Annotated in this window: 15 protein-coding genes; 9 read left to right on the top strand and 6 right to left on the bottom strand. The window is 60.9% G+C overall.

The features are described from left to right. Nucleotides 1–13: 13 nt before the first annotated feature. On the bottom strand, nt 14–985 hold the full coding sequence (locus tag NKJ00_RS14940) for a beta-ribofuranosylaminobenzene 5'-phosphate synthase family protein (RefSeq protein WP_128303333.1): 972 nt from the start codon (nt 983–985) through the stop codon (nt 14–16). A 155-nt stretch (nt 986–1140) separates the two neighbouring features. Here NKJ00_RS14940 and NKJ00_RS14935 point away from each other — a divergent pair, with 155 nt between their 5' ends. From NKJ00_RS14935 to NKJ00_RS14895, 9 genes are all read left to right on the top strand, one after another. Then, nucleotides 1141–1521 carry a 4a-hydroxytetrahydrobiopterin dehydratase gene (locus NKJ00_RS14935; RefSeq protein ID WP_013532029.1) on the top strand — a complete coding sequence of 127 codons (381 nt, stop codon included), beginning with the start codon at nt 1141–1143 and terminating at the stop codon, nt 1519–1521. Nucleotides 1522–1638: 117 nt separating this feature from the next. Next, nucleotides 1639–2727: a tungsten formylmethanofuran dehydrogenase gene (locus NKJ00_RS14930; protein ID WP_352610626.1), complete on the top strand. Its 1089-nt coding sequence runs from the start codon at nt 1639–1641 to the stop codon at nt 2725–2727. Further along, nucleotides 2721–4352, top strand: a complete 1632-nt coding sequence (locus tag NKJ00_RS14925; RefSeq protein ID WP_352552633.1) for a formylmethanofuran dehydrogenase subunit A — start codon at nt 2721–2723, stop codon at nt 4350–4352. The genes NKJ00_RS14930 and NKJ00_RS14925 overlap by 7 nt, the downstream gene beginning before the upstream one ends. Further along, nucleotides 4340–5248, top strand: a complete 909-nt coding sequence (fhcD, locus tag NKJ00_RS14920) for a formylmethanofuran--tetrahydromethanopterin N-formyltransferase (protein ID WP_352630219.1) — start codon at nt 4340–4342, stop codon at nt 5246–5248. The genes NKJ00_RS14925 and fhcD overlap by 13 nt, the downstream gene beginning before the upstream one ends. Then, nucleotides 5245–6054: a formylmethanofuran dehydrogenase subunit C gene (locus NKJ00_RS14915; RefSeq protein ID WP_352630217.1), complete on the top strand. Its 810-nt coding sequence runs from the start codon at nt 5245–5247 to the stop codon at nt 6052–6054. The genes fhcD and NKJ00_RS14915 overlap by 4 nt, the downstream gene beginning before the upstream one ends. Nucleotides 6055–6153: 99 nt before the next feature. Further along, nucleotides 6154–6984 carry an S-formylglutathione hydrolase gene (fghA, locus tag NKJ00_RS14910; protein WP_352630215.1) on the top strand — a complete coding sequence of 277 codons (831 nt, stop codon included), beginning with the start codon at nt 6154–6156 and terminating at the stop codon, nt 6982–6984. A 187-nt stretch (nt 6985–7171) separates the two neighbouring features. After that, the gene (locus NKJ00_RS14905; protein WP_352630213.1) at nt 7172–7297 is read left to right on the top strand and encodes a hypothetical protein; all 126 of its coding nucleotides are present in this window, start codon (nt 7172–7174) and stop codon (nt 7295–7297) included. A 124-nt stretch (nt 7298–7421) separates the two neighbouring features. Then, nucleotides 7422–7886 (top strand): DUF488 domain-containing protein, encoded by a 465-nt coding sequence (locus NKJ00_RS14900; protein WP_352630211.1) that lies wholly within the window; start codon nt 7422–7424, stop codon nt 7884–7886. Next, nucleotides 7887–8672: a DUF8758 domain-containing protein gene (locus tag NKJ00_RS14895; RefSeq protein ID WP_352630209.1), complete on the top strand. Its 786-nt coding sequence runs from the start codon at nt 7887–7889 to the stop codon at nt 8670–8672. A gap of 70 nt (nt 8673–8742) precedes the next feature. Here the strand turns inward: NKJ00_RS14895 and NKJ00_RS14890 are convergent, their stop codons facing one another. The 5 genes from NKJ00_RS14890 to NKJ00_RS14870 form a co-directional block, all read right to left on the bottom strand. Next, nucleotides 8743–12519: a vitamin B12-dependent ribonucleotide reductase gene (locus NKJ00_RS14890; RefSeq protein ID WP_352630207.1), complete on the bottom strand. Its 3777-nt coding sequence runs from the start codon at nt 12517–12519 to the stop codon at nt 8743–8745. A gap of 598 nt (nt 12520–13117) precedes the next feature. Further along, nucleotides 13118–13429, bottom strand: coding sequence for a PilZ domain-containing protein (locus tag NKJ00_RS14885; RefSeq protein WP_023810434.1), 312 nt, complete (start codon nt 13427–13429; stop codon nt 13118–13120). Between the two features lie 132 nt (nt 13430–13561). Next, entirely contained in the window at nt 13562–14050 is a 489-nt protein-coding gene (locus tag NKJ00_RS14880) for an NUDIX hydrolase (RefSeq protein ID WP_023810435.1), read from the bottom strand. 211 nt (nt 14051–14261) lie between these two features. Further along, entirely contained in the window at nt 14262–14762 is a 501-nt protein-coding gene (gene gpt, locus NKJ00_RS14875; protein ID WP_057145797.1) for a xanthine phosphoribosyltransferase, read from the bottom strand. Nucleotides 14763–14894: 132 nt separating this feature from the next. Further along, on the bottom strand, nt 14895–15728 hold the full coding sequence (locus NKJ00_RS14870) for a universal stress protein (protein ID WP_023810436.1): 834 nt from the start codon (nt 15726–15728) through the stop codon (nt 14895–14897). Nucleotides 15729–15745 lie beyond the last annotated feature (17 nt).

Genomic DNA, 15745 nt, shown 5'->3' with positions numbered 1-15745 from the left:
TGAAACGGGAGCGTCAGCTGCCGACGAGATTCAGCCTGGTTGAGCTGATCTTCGCGCCGGAGTTCCTGCCCTTGACGATCTTGATCTCAAGGCCGTCTCCAACTTTCGTCTTCCGAACCGCGTCGACGAACTTGAGTGCGGCGTCATGCGATGGCGCGAAGGCAAAGCCTGTCGGCCCCCAGGAACTCTGGCCGATGCCGACGGCGCCTGCTTCATTGAGACGGTGGGCCGCCATCTCGACCCCCTTCGAGGTGAACACGCCGCCCTGCGCCGGGGCGAAATGGCTGCCGATCAGCATCTGTATCGCGGTGACGGCGGCGCCGAATGCCGGAAGGTCCCGCTCGACCAGAGCCGGCATAATGCCCATCAGCACCCTCCGGCAGATCTCCCCGCTGCCTGCCGTTGGGAATGGCGGCAGCGAACGAAACGCCGCGACCTCGGCAGCGCCATGCAGTCCATGCCCGGAATGGTCGAGGATGAGGATGACGCGCCACTCTTCCGGAAACGGCAGCCGCGCGACGACCGGAGGCGTTCCGCCGCGGTCGTTCTTGCCGGCGTCGACTATGACGCCGCCGTCTTCGAAACTTGCGATGCCGATGCCGGATCGGCCGCCCCGCTCGAGCAGGCTGGCGTCGCCGACGATATCCAGAGGCAAATTATGGAGAGTGCGCAATGCCGAGGCGACGGCAAGGGCGATCTGCGTGCCGGACCCCAGACCCGCATGACTGGGGATCGACTGCTCGACCACCAGATGGTGCTGGCCGCGAATGCCGAGATGCTTGCAGAGCGTCGACAGATGCTCGCTGGCGCGGGTGCTCTCGGAGTCTTCGACGATGGTCTCGCCGGACCGCGACAGGGTGACGACGGTTTCGGGTTCGCTCAATGGAAGCCCGACGCTGCCGAACCGCCGTCCGGCATCGCCATTGAGATCAAGGAAGCCAAGGTGCAGGCGAGCGGGCACTCGTATGGTAACAGAATTCGACATCTGCCCCCCGATGGGTGCATCATGGATGCATCATGGAAGTTTAGGTGCCCGGTACCATGATAACTGTTTTCGTCGATGGGGCAAGCCAAAGAGAATGCATCACGTGTTTGCCGGCTCCGGCGCATAGACAGACCGAGCAATTCGCGGAGGTCGAGATGAACGAGACAGTCAAGGAAAAGGTCTATTCGGAAGCCGAGATCGCCGATCGGCTTGAGAAGGAGCTGCCGAAATGGCGTTACGAAAACGGCTGGATCCGGCGCAAATACAAGACCCACAGCTGGAAATCGACGCTCATGGTCATCAACACGGTTGGCCATCTCGCCGAGGCGGCGTGGCACCATCCCGATATCACCGCCTCCTATGCCTGGGTCGAGGTGCGCCTGACGAACCACGCGGCGAAAGGCATTACCGACAAGGATTTCGAGTTGGCGAAAAAGATCGAGGATGTTGTTCAGTGGCAGCCGGCCAAGGAAGGCGGGGCGCTGGAAGGCACTCCGCTGACCGATCAACGCTTCGCTTACGTCAAATATGACTAAGCAGGGTCGGAATTTGTTGACGCGTATGAAAACATTCGCTGATCCGCTGCAAGGTGGGGTTCACGGCCAATCCAGTTTCGTCTAGGATCGGGCCGGCACCAGAAAGTAGTTTAGCGAATGGCGGTTGCTTGGATCGGCAACCGGGAAGCGCTGATTGAGCACGCGGCTGCGCATGCCGCGTCGCTATTGTCGTCAAGTCGGTGCCCGGTTTTCAGCTTTGATACGGATATAGACGGCACCAGGGTGGCGATCGCGCTGGCCGAGCGGGCTGGCGCGGCATACGACCATGCCGATGGCGCGGCACTTGCCCGAGAGACCGCGCTTTTTACGGACAAGGGGGCAATGACCGTCGCCCCCGGTGAGACGCGCCGGCGTGCCGATGTCGTGGTGATCGTGGGCGAGCTCCCGCGGATCCATCATGGTCTTGTTGGCGAACTCGCTGGGACGGTTCCCGACCTCTCGACCGGGAACCAGCGCGCGTTCTTCGTGGTAGGTCCAAACGGGATGTCCGTGCCGCCGCTGAACGGCGGGCGCAAGGCAACGCAACTTTCCTGTGGCCAAGCCAGCCTCGCCGCCACGCTGGCGGCACTGCGGGCACAGTACAAAGGGCAGCGTACATCGCAACCGGTGTCGAATTTCAATGATTTCGCCAAAGCTCTGGCGGCCGCGCATTTCCCCGTGTTCCTGTTTTCAGGCCACGCCGCCGAAGGCTTGGCATTGGAGATGCTGCAAGGACTGATCGCCGATCTCAATCGCAAATCGCGCGCATCCGGCCTTCATCTGCCGGCGAACGAAAACGGCTGGGGAAGCACGCTCGCCTCGGCCTGGATGACAGGTTTTCCACTGCGCACCGGCTTTGCGCGCGGCTTCCCGGAATTCGATCCCTGGCGCTGCGATGTGGCGCGCATGATCGCTGCCGGCGAAGCCGACCTGCACCTGCGGATCTCCGCCACAACGGCTCAACCGAAGGAAAAAAAGCGCCGCATCGCGCTGATTGCGTTGACGAAAACGCAAGAGCCGGTTGCCGGCGCCGCGGTCACCATCGCCATCGGCGAGGCTGGGGTCGATCACGATGCGGTTGTCTACTCCAGCCGCACGGGCTCGCTCAGGTCGATCGATGCGCAAGCGGCCTCGCAATTGCCCTCCGCCGCGACGATCATCCGCCTGATCGCTACCCATGCTTTCGCCGAGGCACTGCCATGCTGACGAAAATCGCCGGCGGCGACATCATCGATCCCGTCAACGGCCGTCTCGGCAAAGGCGACCTCTGGATCAAGGACGACAAGATCGTTCCGGCGCCGGCGGGAGGGGCGGCCGACCGGATCATCGAAGCCAGCGGCTGCATCGTGATGGCTGGCGCCATCGACATCCACTCCCACATTGGCGGCGGCAATGTGAACACCGCGCGGCTGCTCTTGCCCGAACAGCACGCCGCCCATCAGCCGCGGCCAGCAATGACGCCGCTCTCCAATGCCGGCTGGTCGACGTTCCAGACCGGCTGCCTCTACGCAAAGATGGGCTTTACGACGGTGGTCGAGCCGGCGATGTCGCCGGGAGCGGCGCTTCACACGCATCTCGAACTGGCTGACATCCCGATCATCGACAAAGCAACCCTCGCCATTCTCGGCAATGACGATTTCCTGTTGTCGATGATCCGCGACGACGCCCCCCGAACGATGATCGAGGACTATGTCGCCTGGACGGTCGCTTCGACGCGAGCGCTTGGGGTCAAGGTGATCAACGCCGGTGCGGCGGCCGCCTTCAAGGAGAACGTCCGCACCTTCTCGCTGGACGATGTCGTGCCTTCCTATGGCGTCAGTTCGCGCAAGATCGTCAAGACGCTGCAGGCCGCCGTCGACAGTCTTGGCCTGCCGCATCCCCTGCATGTCCATTGCAACAATCTGGGCAGCCCCGGATCGGCGGATACGGCGGCTGCGACGATTGCAGCGGCGGATGGGCTGCCGCTGCATCTCGCCCACCTCCAGTTCTATGGCTATGGCACGGAAGGAAAACGCGGGTTTTCTTCCGCCGCCGCACGGCTTGCCGAACTGGTCAACGCGACGCCGGAAGTCACCATCGATATCGGCCAGGTCATGTTCGGCCAGACGGTCACGGTCTCCTCCGACGTCATGCGGCAGTTTTCGGCGCGTGGCAGCGCGCACCCGAAAAAGACCGTCATTCATGATGGTGACGGCAATGGCGGCGGCATCGTGCCCTACAGCTATGGCAAGGACTTCTACGGCACGATGCAGTGGGCGATCGGGCTTGAGCTTTTTCTCCTGATCGACGATCCCTGGCGTGTGTTCTTCACCACTGATCATCCCAACGGTGCACCTTTTACCGCTTATCCGGCGCTGTTCGAACTGCTGATGAGCCGGGAAGCGCGCGCCGAAATGACCGCTGGACTTTCACGATCCGCCCTGGCGCTCTCTACCCTGGCCGCAATCGACCGCGAATACACGTTCGAGGAAATCGCCATCATGACGCGCGCGGCGCCGGCCAAGCTGCTCGGCTTGACGGATCGAGGCCATCTCGGCGCCGGTGCAATAGCCGACATCGCTGTCTATCGCAGGGACCGCGATATCGCGAAAATGCTCGGACAGGCGGCGTATGTTTTCAAGGATGGCGATCTCGTCGTGCAAGACGGGGAAATCATCCATTACCGCTGGGGCAAGGCATTGAGGCTCAAGCCGCCTGTCGACAAGGCAATGGTGCGACGGCTCGAGGACTATCACCAGCAGCGCTACGGCCTGTCGCTGGACTGGTTCAATTTTCCGGATTCCGCGATTGCGCGCGAACAGCCATTCGGCGAGGTGCCATGCCGAACATGAGCGTCAATGGGGTGACGATCGACGATACCTTCGCGGAAGCCTTCGGCATGCGCGCAACCGCCATCGTCATCACCGCGCCGAGCCGGAAATGGGCTCGCCAGGCGGCGATCACGATGACCGGCTTCGCCACCTCGGTGATCGGTTGCGGCTGCGAAGCGGCAATCGATCTCGACCTGCCGCCGTCGGCCACACCGGATGGCCGGCCGGGCTGCCGCGTCATGATTTTCGCGATGGGAACGGACGAATTGCAGAAACAACTGCTCAATCGTGTCGGCCAGTGCGTTTTGACCTCGCCGGGTTCCGCCTGCTTTGCCGGGCTGCAGGGCAGCGCCGAGCTCAAGCTCGGTTCGGCGCTGCGTTATTTCGGCGACGGCTGGCAAATCTCCAAGAAGATCGGCGACAGGCATTTCTGGCGTATTCCCGTCATGGATGGCGAGTTCCTGTGCGAAGCAACGACCGGACTGACGAAGGAAGCTGTCGGTGGCGGCAATTTCTTTGTCATGGCGCAAAGCAGCGCCAACGCTTTGGCCGCTGCCGAGGCCGCGGTCGGTGCGATCGGCATGGCGCCTGGCGCCATCGTGCCGTTTCCGGGCGGCATCGCCCGTTCGGGTTCCAAGATAGGTGGCAAATACAAAGGGATGATCGCCTCGGCCAACGAAGCCTATGCGCCGACGTTGCGCGGCGTCGTCGCGAGTGAACTCGGTCCCGACATCAACGCCGTCCTGGAAATCGTCATCGATGGTGAAACCAATGATGCAGTTGCCGCCGCGATGAAGGCCGGCATCAAGGCTGTCATAGAGCTCGGACCGAAAAGAGGCGCGGTTCGCATCAGCGCCGGCAATTACGGCGGCAAGCTCGGAAAATTCATCTACTCGCTGAAGGATATGCTGCCATGAAGGGGCTGACCTTCACCCTGGTTACAGAGCCGCCGGAGCGCCTTGACCTGTCGCCGCTGACGCCGGAGCGGCTGGCCGGGATCGAAAGGCGCGACGTCGAAGGAATCCAGATCGGCATGTCGAAGCACGGATCGAAGGTGGGCGACATTTTTCGCGTCGCCGGCAGCGATCCGACAAGCATCGTGTTCGAAGGTGGAAGCGCGCGCCTTGACCTTGTGGCGCAAGGCATGCGGACCGGGTCGGTTCGCCTCGTTGGCAATGCCGGCGCCCAGGCCGGGCGCGCCATGCGCGGTGGCAAGCTCACGATCGAAGGCAATGCGGGTCCATACGCCGGCTCCGGCATGCGCGGCGGCAGGCTTGAGATAACGGGCAATGCCGGCGACCACCTCGGTGCGCCGCTCGTGGGGGAACTGGCCGGCATGAACGGCGGTGTGTTGATTGTCAGGGGCAAGGCGGGCGCCTTCGCGGCGGACCGCATGCGGCGCGGCCTGATCGCGGTGCTGAAAGGCTCCGGCGACCTTGCCGGCAGCCGCATGATCGCCGGCACGCTGGTGGTGGCCGGTGGCACCGGCGAGATGCCCGGTTATTTGATGCGTCGCGGTTCGATCCTTCTCGATCGCACGCCGGCACGCATGTCGCCGAGCTTCGTCGAATGTGGCGCACCCGAGAGCGTTTTCGCCGCCATCATCGATCGTCATCTGATCGCCGAGGGCATTTTGAAACGGCCGCTTCTGGGGAGCGCACCGCACAAATATGGCGGGGACAATGCAGTGCTCGGAATGGGCGAGGTTCTTTTTCCGCGCTGAGATCCGTCGACACAAGAACCATAGGATGGCAGGACGCAAGTGCTGCCGCTGGTTGGCAGTAGGGGGCGACCGTCATCCGACCCGCAACGTGGAGAACACATGAAAATCATCTCTCAAACGAAAGCCCATGGCGGCGTGCAGGGCGTCTATTCCCATTTGTCGACGAGTTGCCGTTGCGACATGACTTTTGCCGTTTTCATACCTCCGCAGGCGCGGGAGGCGCCTTGTCCAATTGTGTGGTATCTCTCAGGCCTGACGTGCACCCACGCCAATGTAATGGACAAGGGCGAGTACAGGCGCATGGCCGCCGAGCTTGGCCTGATCGTCGTCTGTCCCGACACCAGCCCGCGTGGGGCCGACATTCCGGATGAAAAAGACAACTGGCAGTTCGGCTCCGGCGCCGGCTTCTATCTCGATGCGACGCAAGAGCCTTATGCGAAGAATTATCGCATGTATTCCTATGTCACCGAGGAGTTGCCGGCCCTCATCGCGGCTGAATTTCCAGCCGATATGGCGCGCCAGGCAATCTTTGGCCATTCGATGGGCGGGCATGGCGCGCTGACGATTGCCTTGAAGAATCCGCAACGTTTCAAGAGCTGCTCGGCGTTCGCCCCGATCGCCCAGCCAAGCACCGCCGGCTGGTCGAGACCGGCCTTTGAGAAGTATCTCGGCAAGGATGAGGCCTCGTGGCGAGCCTGTGACGCGACGTCGCTCATCGACGACGGATACCGTTTCCCCGAATTTCTGGTGGATCAGGGAACGTCGGATGGATTTCTTGACGACGGGCTGAGGCCCTGGCTGCTTGAGGCGGCCTGCGCCAAAGCGGGTATTCCGCTAAAATTGCGGATGCAGGATGGATATGATCACTCGTATCTTTTCATCTCCAGCTTCATGGACGACCATCTGAGATGGCATGGCGAGAGACTTTGAGCTGGGCAAGCCGAAGGCATGGCCAGATGCAAACAAGTTATTGAATTCGACGCCTTAGACCGAGGGCGCCGCGCCTGCCGCCGTCAAACGCTACACATTCAGCCCCGACGCCGCCTACGCGAAAGAACTGAAAGCGGTAGCAAGCCCCGATGAGATCCCGGAGCCGCCGTGCGGCGACTGGGGCGAAATGCCTGACGGCATCCAGTATTTCGAGGTGCCCACGGGTGAGGGGCGGAAGCTGCTGTTCGTCCGCATCGGGCAGGATGAGCCGTTGTTTGACGAGCAGACGCTGCGGGTGTTGCCGGCGGGCTAGGAGTCGGCCGAAGCCAACCGCGATCGCACGGCGTCACTAATGTGCGATCTAGTGATTGATCGTGCGTCACGCTTCGGACAAGTTTGATGGCCTATGACCGTGGTAACAGAAAATGAGATGTCCCATGGCGCTACTGACAATTGGCTACGAAGGTTCTGAAATTGGCGACTTCGTATCCGTACTGAAGGCAGCAAAGGTTGAATTGCTTGTCGATGTGAGAGATTTACCCCTGTCAAGAAAGCCCGGATTCTCCAAAAACTCGCTTAGGAACCATCTCGAAAATTATGCGATCGACTATCGGCACACAAAAATTCTTGGTGATCCCAGAGAGGGTCGGCTGGCTGCCCGAAGCGGCGATCGTCAGCGGTTCGAGCGAATTTTCAGAAGCCATATCGCGAATGAGGAAGCTGGAAAATTAATCCGTGATTTGGCATTGCAGGCGGAAACAAAAAACATCTGCTTGATGTGTTTTGAAAGGGATCACAAAGACTGCCATCGCTCTATTGTTTGTGAAGAGATATTGAAAATCAGAAAGAGTTCAATTAAAAATCTTGGCGTACCGAAAGGCTTTTGTCTAAAGGCTGCGTGATTGGCATCTCTATCTCAGCGCGACTCGGCGGTGATTTTGGTAAAGGCGGCGCCGCGCGTTGGAGAAACTCACGGGGAGCTGGTCTGTTGTGCAGGGTTAGATTTCAACGGTAACTGGATTCGGCTATACCCAGTAGCTTTTCGGACTCTAGAAGATGCCCAAAAGTTTGGTAGATGGGATACTATAGAGTATGGCTGGAGCCTTCCTAAAGGCGACCACAGAAGCGAGAGCCGAAGGCTGGAGCATCGTTCTCTCGTAATAACGGGCAGTTTGTCTGAAAAATCACGAGCCCAATTCTTAGCTCGGCATGTTGTTTTCAGTCTTAATACCGAACTAGAACGAGGTCGAAGTTTGGCACTCATTCGACCACTGAACGCTGAGTTTGTGGTTGAAAGAAAAGATCGCGCTACGTTTGAGGACGAGAAAGCGCGATTTCGTAAGTGGCACGATCAGGAGGCCAATAGCCTGTTTGGGTTTCTGGACAAGAGCTTAGTTCCGTATGAACCAGCTCCATTTCTCTTCAAGTATAAATACGAAACGGCAGATGGGTCACGTGAAGGAACTTGTCAGGATTGGGAGATAGAGGCGACTTTTCTCAAATGGCAACGGCTTTATGGCGAAACGGAAACGTTGCGAAAAATGACGGAAAGATTTGGAGTCGAGTATTCGAAGAAAGGTTTTGTTCTCGCGATGGGGACCCACAAAGCCTATCCGCAATGGCTTATCAATGGTGTGATCCGGTTCGATCATGGGGTTGAGAACGAAATCCAAGAATCACTTTTTTGACGGTTTAAATAAATCAGCCCGATCTTGCGACCGGGCCGATGATGTTGCGTTTTAGCGCCTCAGAATATGCTCAGCTGCACCCGCTCGTCGAACCGCACGTGTCGCACTTCTCGCAAGTCCCGTTCCGCACCATCGTAAAGTTCTGGCACTCGGAGCAGGAATTGCCGGTGTAGCCCTGGAGCAGGGACTTGGCGCGGCGGTCGTTGGCGAGTTTCTTGGCTTCGGCCGCCTCAACGGCCGCGGCGTCGGTGAACAAGCCTGCCGTGGCATCGGAAGCAGCGGCTTCCTCGAAGGCGATGTCCTCGGCCAGTTCCTTTGCCCGCTCCTCATAGTCGCGCTTGTAGGCGACCGCTTCGTCGCTAGCAGGTTTCAGCGCCAGCACGTTGGAGCCGGAGAAGGCGGTCGGCACCGAGCGGGCAGGGGCGCCCGAGGGGGCCGCAAAGCCTTTCGGATCATTGCCGCTGACGCGCGACACCAGCTTCACCGGCGAGGCGCCACGGGTCAGGCCCTTGGAAACCGCATCAGTCTTGCCTTCGCTGATGCCACGGCCGAGCGCGGTGTTGGAAAAGTCCGACTGGTCGACATGAGCGAGATCGTTGCGGCCGAGATAGGAGATCGCCAGTTCGCGGAACACGTAGTCGAGGATCGACGTCGCGCTCTTGATGGCATCGTTGCCCTGCACCATGCCGGCCGGCTCGAACTTGGTGAAGGTGAAGGCGTGCACATATTCGTCGAGTGGCACGCCATATTGCAGGCCCAGCGAGATTGCGATGGCGAAATTGTTGAGAAGGCCACGCAAGGTCGCGCCTTCCTTGTTCATGTCGATGAAGATCTCGCCGAGACGGCCATCGTCATATTCGCCGGTGCGCAGGAAGATGGTGTTGCCACCGATCTTGGCCTTCTGCGTGTAACCCTTGCGGCGGCCGGGCAGCTTTTCCTGCTCGCGCGACACGCGCTCGATGATGCGCTCGACGATCCGCTCGGTGATCTGTGCGGCACGTGCTGCCGCAGGTGCGGCGAGCAGCTGCTCGACGGCTTCATCCTCGTCGTCCTCGCCATCGGCGAGCAGTGACGAGTTGAGCGGCTGCGACAGCTTCGAGCCGTCGCGGTAGAGCGCGTTGGCCTTCAGCGCCAGCTTCCACGACAGCATGTAGGCGCCCTTGGCGTCTTCCACCGTCGCATCGTTGGGCATGTTGATGGTCTTGGAGATGGCGCCGGAAATGAAGGGCTGTGCAGCCGCCATCATCTGGATGTGGCTGTTGATCGACAGCGAACGCTTGCCGATCTTGCCGCACGGGCTGGCGCAGTCGAACACCGCCAGATGTTCGGCCTTGAGGAACGGCGCGCCTTCCAGTGTCATCGCACCGCAGACATGAATGTTGGCGGCCTCGATGTCTTTGCGGGAGAAGCCGAGCGCCGGCAGGATCTCGAACGAGAAATCGTTGAGCTGCTCGTCGGTGAAGCCGAAATTCTCCTTCACCCAGTCGCCGCCGAGCGTCCACTGGTTGAAGACGAACTTGATGTCGAAGGCCGATTTCAGCGCCGCATTGAGCGCCGCGATCTTGTCGTCGGTGAAGCCCATGGCCTTGAGCGCGCCGGGGTTGATGGCGGGCGCCTGGTTGAGGTTGCCGTGGCCGACCGCATAGGCCTCCATCTCGGCGATCTGGGCTTCGGAGTAGCCAAGCGTGCGCAGCGCTTCCGGCACGGCGCGGTTGATGATCTTGAAATAGCCGCCGCCGGCGAGCTTCTTGAACTTCACCAGCGCGAAGTCGGGCTCGATGCCGGTGGTGTCGCAATCCATGACCAGGCCGATCGTGCCGGTCGGCGCAATCACGGTCGCCTGCGCGTTGCGGTAGCCATGCTCCTCGCCGAGTTCGATGGCGCGGTCCCAGGCGGCCTTAGCGTGGGTAGCAAGGTCCTGCTGCTTCAGGTCGGAAGCGACCAGCGGCACCGGATTGACGGCGAGCTTCTCGTAGCCCTGCTTCTCGCCATAGGCGGCACGGCGATGGTTGCGCATGACGCGCAGCATGTTCTGCGCATTGCGGTCGTAGTCGGCGAAGGCGCCGAGCTCGCCGGCCATCTCGGCCGAGGTGGCATAGGCCATGCCGGTCATGATCGCGGTGAGTGCGGCGCAGATCGCGCGGCCTTCATCGGAGTCGTAGGGAATGCCCGACGTCATCAGCAGGCCGCCGATATTGGCATAGCCGAGGCCGAGCGTGCGGTATTCGTAGGACTGCTTGGCGATCTCCTTCGACGGGAACTGCGCCATCATGACCGAGATTTCGAGAACGATGGTCCACAGCCGCACCGTGTGCTCGTAGGCTGCGATGTCGATCGTGCCGTCAGCGTTGCGGTAGGGCAGCAGATTGATCGAGGCGAGGTTGCAGGCCGTGTCGTCGAGGAACATGTACTCCGAGCACGGGTTCGACGCCCGGATCGCACCGGCCGATGCGCAGGTGTGCCAGTCGTTCATCGTGGTGTTGAAATGCAGGCCCGGATCGGCCGACGCCCAGGCGGCGTAACCGATCTTTTCCCAGAGATCCCTGGCCTTCAGCGTCTTCAACACCTTGCCGTCCTTGCGGGCGGTCAGGTGCCAGTCGGCATCGTCCTCGACGGCGCGCAGGAAATTGTCCTTCAGCGACACCGAATTGTTGGAGTTCTGGCCCGAAACCGTGAGGTAGGCATCCGAATCCCAGTCGGTGTCGTAGGTCTTGAACGACATCGAGCTATAGCCCTGCTTGGCGAACTGGATGACGCGGTAGATGTAGTTCTCCGGCACGGCCGACTTCTTGGCCGCCTTGATCTCGCGCTTCAGCGCGGAGTTGATCGACGGGTCGAAGCAGTCGTCGCCATTGCCTTCGCAGTTGACGCAGGCCTTCATGATCGCTTCGAGATGCTTCTTGACGATCTTCGAGCCGGTCACCAGCGAGGCGACCTTCTGCTCTTCATTGACCTTCCAGTCGATGAATTCCTCGATATCGGGGTGGTCGGCGTCGACGATGACCATTTTGGCGGCGCGGCGCGTGGTGCCGCCCGACTTGATGGCACCCGCCGCACGGTCGCCGATCTTGAGGAAGCTCATCAGGCCCGACGAGCGGCCGCCGCCGGACAGTTTTTCGCCTTCGCCGCGCAGCAGCGAGAAGTTGGAGCCGGTGCCGGAGCCGTATTTGAACAGGCGCGCTTCACGCACCCACAGGTCCATGATGCCGCCCTCGTTGACGAGGTCGTCCTGTACGCCCTGGATGAAGCAGGCATGCGGCTGCGGATGCTCGTAGGAGGATTTCGACTTGGTCAGCTTGCCGGTGAACGGGTCGACATAGAAGTGGCCCTGGCTCGGGCCGTCAATGCCATAGGCCCAGTGCAGGCCGGTGTTGAACCATTGCGGCGAGTTCGGCGCGACGCGCTGGGTGGCCAGCATGTAGGCAAGCTCGTCGCGGAAGGCGCGCGCGTCTTCCTCCGACCCCTTGAAGTAGCCGCCTTTCCAGCCCCAGTAAGTCCAGGTGCCGGCAAGCCGGTCGAAGACCTGGCGGGCGTCGATCTCGGAACCGTAGCGCTCGGCTTCCGGCAGCTTCGCCAGTTCCGCCTCATCGGCGACGGAGCGCCACAGGAAGGAGGGGACGTCGTTCTCCTCGATCTTCTTAAGGCGTGCGGGGACACCGGCCTTGCGGAAATATTTCTGCGCCAGGATATCGGCTGCAACCTGGGAGAACTGCGCCGGCACGTCGATATTGTCCAAGCGGAACACCACCGAACCATCCGGATTCTTGATCTCCGAAAGCGCCTTGCGGAATTCGATCTCCGCATAGGCAGATTGTCCTGGCTTGGTGAAACGACGCTCGATGCGCATTGGTCCGGTCCCTTTTGTCTATATATAGCGCTTTTCCCAAGGGATTTCTGCCCCCGATGCGAAACGCGCATGTCCGCCGTCTGCCGGGCGTTCGAAACGACCGGCTCTCCATTTTCGCGGTCTCCGCCGGCCCTGCTGGTCAAACTCCTTGCGAAGTATCTGTCCAACGCGCCGACGAACCCGCGGGTCCCTCAAAACTGATTTTTTCCGATTCCCTCGATCGAGGGAAATTCACACTATCTAGCGTCGAACCTACCTGCAAACACTAAATATAGTATTAACAGACAATTTATTCAAGCCCGACAATTGTCCCTATCGTCCCAACCGCCCCACAATCCCAACGCTTCCGCCGGCCTCGTAAACAGGCGGAAATGCGAGCAAAAACGCACATAGTCCGGGAAAAAAGACCGGGCTCAGAACTTTCCGGTCGCACTCTCAACAGGAGCACATGGCCTATAAAAGGCGACTCGTTTTGCGCCGTCAAGGATTCGTTTGCGTAGCTTTTGTGACCCCAACATCTTGTGTGTCACATATGTGGATAACGGGGATAGAATGCAGGCGCGGATCACGATTTTCCGCGCGCAAGCTTGCCCGGGCGTCAGCCGTAATGCAGCCGGGGTTTTGGCTCGGTGCCGGTGAACTGCACCCCGATACGGTCGTTGCGTCGCCAGCGGACCTCGCAACGATAGGCAATGCCGTCGAGCGGCACATAGAGAAGGAAGCGATCTGGGACCCGGGCTTCGAGCGGTATCTTCAGTTCGGCGCCGCCGTCGTGCTGATTGCGCAGCGTGCAGCCCACTTCCGAATTCGAAATTCCGGTGATGATCGACCCGCCCTTGAGCACGCGCGGACGACGCTCGCGCTGGGGCTCGTCGGACTCGTTTGGAATTGGATTTGCGGGATTCGCCATCGATCAAAAATACCAGAGCTGCCGAATCCTATCCTTGATTCCTTAGCAAAGCATTCATGTCGATACGCGCCAACGCATGTCCAGCCCTTGCAAGCCAGTCCCGTTTTGCAAAGAGCGCGGTGTGGCCGCCCGTCAGGAGAAGCTGTGCGGGTCGGCGCAGAAATAGGCGATGATCTGGCAAAGGTCGGGTTCGTTGACCATGCGCACCGCTTCGCTTGCGCGGACCCATTTGCGGGTGCGTGAGTGTTTTTCCTTCCAGCGGTCCGCGACTTTGTCGACATGCAGCGGAAACACCAGGACCTCGCACGGCACTTCTTCGCCGGAAGCCAGTACCTTGGCGTAGAAGTAACGGCCGGCTTCAAGATGAGAGACACGACCGCGCAGCCCGGCCTCCTCGCCGGCTTCGCGCGCCGCGGCCTCGCAGAGCGGCTCCCTGGCCTCGGGCCAGCCCTTGGGCAACACCCATCGACCCGTATCGCGGCTGGTGATCAGCATGATCTCGACGCCGTCTCCCGTGTCGCGCCAGGGCAGGGCGGCAACCTGCAGGCGGCACGGCGCCGTGCCGAAGAGCCGTCGGACCCTTTCGGCCAGATGATTGTGTGTCGTTGGCCTCGTCAACATCGAAGAAGCTAGCCCCAGCCTCCGGAATCGTTTGCCGTCTCACGAATCTTACGGCTAATTGTCGGCAATAAAAGTAAAAAATTTCATTCGCCTGGCCGATTTCCGCCGATAGACGTCGATTTCACAAAATATCCGGCCCTGCCGGACCTGTTTGCGAAAGCAAATCATCCCCAGTGCAAGCTGCCGGTCTGTAACAGGCAGGTAGTTCGAATCAGCCCGCGTGGTCGTCGGCGATCGGCTTCTGGTAGGTGAAGCCCATGTCCCACGGGAAATAGATCCAGGTGTCCTGGCTGACTTCGGTGACGAAAGTATCGACCAGCGGCCGGCCTTTCGGCTTGGCGTAGACGGTGGCGAAATGCGCCTTGGGCATCATCGCGCGCACGATGCCCGCCGTCTTGCCGGTGTCGGTCAGGTCATCGATGATCAGCACGCCGGCGCCGTCTTCGGCGAGCAGGGCAGGGGTGATCTCCTTGAGGACCTGCAGCTGCCCCTGGCTGGTATAGTCGTGATAGGAGGCGACGCAGACCGTCTCGATGACACGGATGCCGAGTTCACGCGAGATGATCGCCGCGGGGACCAGCCCGCCTCGCGTGATGCAGACGATCGCTTTCCATTGTCCCTTGTTGGCGCCGGCAAGCCGCCAGGCGAGCGCCCGGGCGTCGCGATGGAACTGGTCCCAGGAGACCGGAAAGGCTTTTTCGGGAAGGGACATGTCGCGCACTCCACAGCACGCGGGGATCGCGCGCAGGAAAACAGGGGAATGCGCGCGGAATTAGCTGGAAAGCCCCCATCTTGGCAAGAGTAAGGGCCTTGGCAAAGGCAAGGGCCAGCGATCGCTGTGGACCTACCGCGACAGGAAGGCTGCCACCGGCGCGGTGCGCAGCACGCTGCGCGTCACGCCGCCGAACAGAAGCTGACGCAGCCATGAGTGGCTGTAGGCGCCGAGCACCAGCAGATCGGCGCCGGTTTCCGCGATCCTGGTCTGGATGATGTCATCGACCGAACTGCCGCCCGACTGCTGCACCGAGACGCTGACGGTGGCGCCGTGGCGCGATAGCGCCGACGCGATTTCGGCGCCGGCGGCCTCCGGGCTGTCGTCGAGCGTTTCAGGAGGGTCGATAACCAATATGTCGGTCTTCTCGGCTTCGATGATGAAGGGCAGCGCGTCGAAGGCGGCGCGTGCCGCTTCCTTGCTTCCGTTCCAGGCGAGCAAGACGCGTTTGAAGGTGGTGATCAGCGGACCCTCGTGCGGCACCACCAGCACCGGCCGGCCGGCATCGTAGACCAGCGTGTCTACGTCCGCACTGGAATCGCCGCCCGTTTCGCGCTGCGCCGCTATGATCAGGTCGGCGGCCCGCACGCTCGAAATCCCGGTCAGCGCGCTGTCACCCGAAAAGCTTTCCAGGCTTCGCCACTCGAAGGAAAGACCGGAATCCTCGATATGCCTGAGAAACAGCGTCCTCAACTTCTCGGCCCGTTCCCGGTTCATATCTGCCGAAACCTGCAGGAATTCGGTGTCGGGAAAGCCTGTGGCGGAGGTGTAGGGCACGGGAAGCGTTTCGGCGTGGATGCCGACCAGATGGCTCTGAAACCGGGTGGCGAGCGGAATGGCGCAGTCGAGCACGCGCTCGGCGTCCTGCTCGTTCTGCAGAATGGCGACGATGGTTTTGAATCGCATGATGATCCCTCAATCTA

It is taken from the genome of Mesorhizobium sp. M0227 (assembly GCF_040321855.1).
Taxonomy (GTDB): Bacteria; Pseudomonadota; Alphaproteobacteria; order Rhizobiales; family Rhizobiaceae; genus Mesorhizobium.
This window is presented reverse-complemented; position numbering and strand designations above follow the sequence as displayed.

Coding starts and splice junctions, on each gene's coding strand:
- NKJ00_RS14925 (WP_352552633.1), top strand. CDS start 2,721: ATGCTGACGAAAATCGCCGGCGGCGACATCATCGATCCCGTCAACGGC.
- NKJ00_RS14900 (WP_352630211.1), top strand. CDS start 7,422: ATGGCGCTACTGACAATTGGCTACGAAGGTTCTGAAATTGGCGACTTC.
- NKJ00_RS14905 (WP_352630213.1), top strand. CDS start 7,172: ATGCCTGACGGCATCCAGTATTTCGAGGTGCCCACGGGTGAGGGGCGG.
- fghA (WP_352630215.1), top strand. CDS start 6,154: ATGAAAATCATCTCTCAAACGAAAGCCCATGGCGGCGTGCAGGGCGTC.
- NKJ00_RS14890 (WP_352630207.1), bottom strand. CDS start 12,519: ATGCGCATCGAGCGTCGTTTCACCAAGCCAGGACAATCTGCCTATGCG.
- NKJ00_RS14870 (WP_023810436.1), bottom strand. CDS start 15,728: ATGCGATTCAAAACCATCGTCGCCATTCTGCAGAACGAGCAGGACGCC.
- NKJ00_RS14915 (WP_352630217.1), top strand. CDS start 5,245: ATGAAGGGGCTGACCTTCACCCTGGTTACAGAGCCGCCGGAGCGCCTT.
- NKJ00_RS14885 (WP_023810434.1), bottom strand. CDS start 13,429: ATGGCGAATCCCGCAAATCCAATTCCAAACGAGTCCGACGAGCCCCAG.
- gpt (WP_057145797.1), bottom strand. CDS start 14,762: ATGTCCCTTCCCGAAAAAGCCTTTCCGGTCTCCTGGGACCAGTTCCAT.
- NKJ00_RS14940 (WP_128303333.1), bottom strand. CDS start 985: ATGTCGAATTCTGTTACCATACGAGTGCCCGCTCGCCTGCACCTTGGC.
- NKJ00_RS14930 (WP_352610626.1), top strand. CDS start 1,639: ATGGCGGTTGCTTGGATCGGCAACCGGGAAGCGCTGATTGAGCACGCG.
- fhcD (WP_352630219.1), top strand. CDS start 4,340: ATGCCGAACATGAGCGTCAATGGGGTGACGATCGACGATACCTTCGCG.
- NKJ00_RS14935 (WP_013532029.1), top strand. CDS start 1,141: ATGAACGAGACAGTCAAGGAAAAGGTCTATTCGGAAGCCGAGATCGCC.
- NKJ00_RS14880 (WP_023810435.1), bottom strand. CDS start 14,050: ATGTTGACGAGGCCAACGACACACAATCATCTGGCCGAAAGGGTCCGA.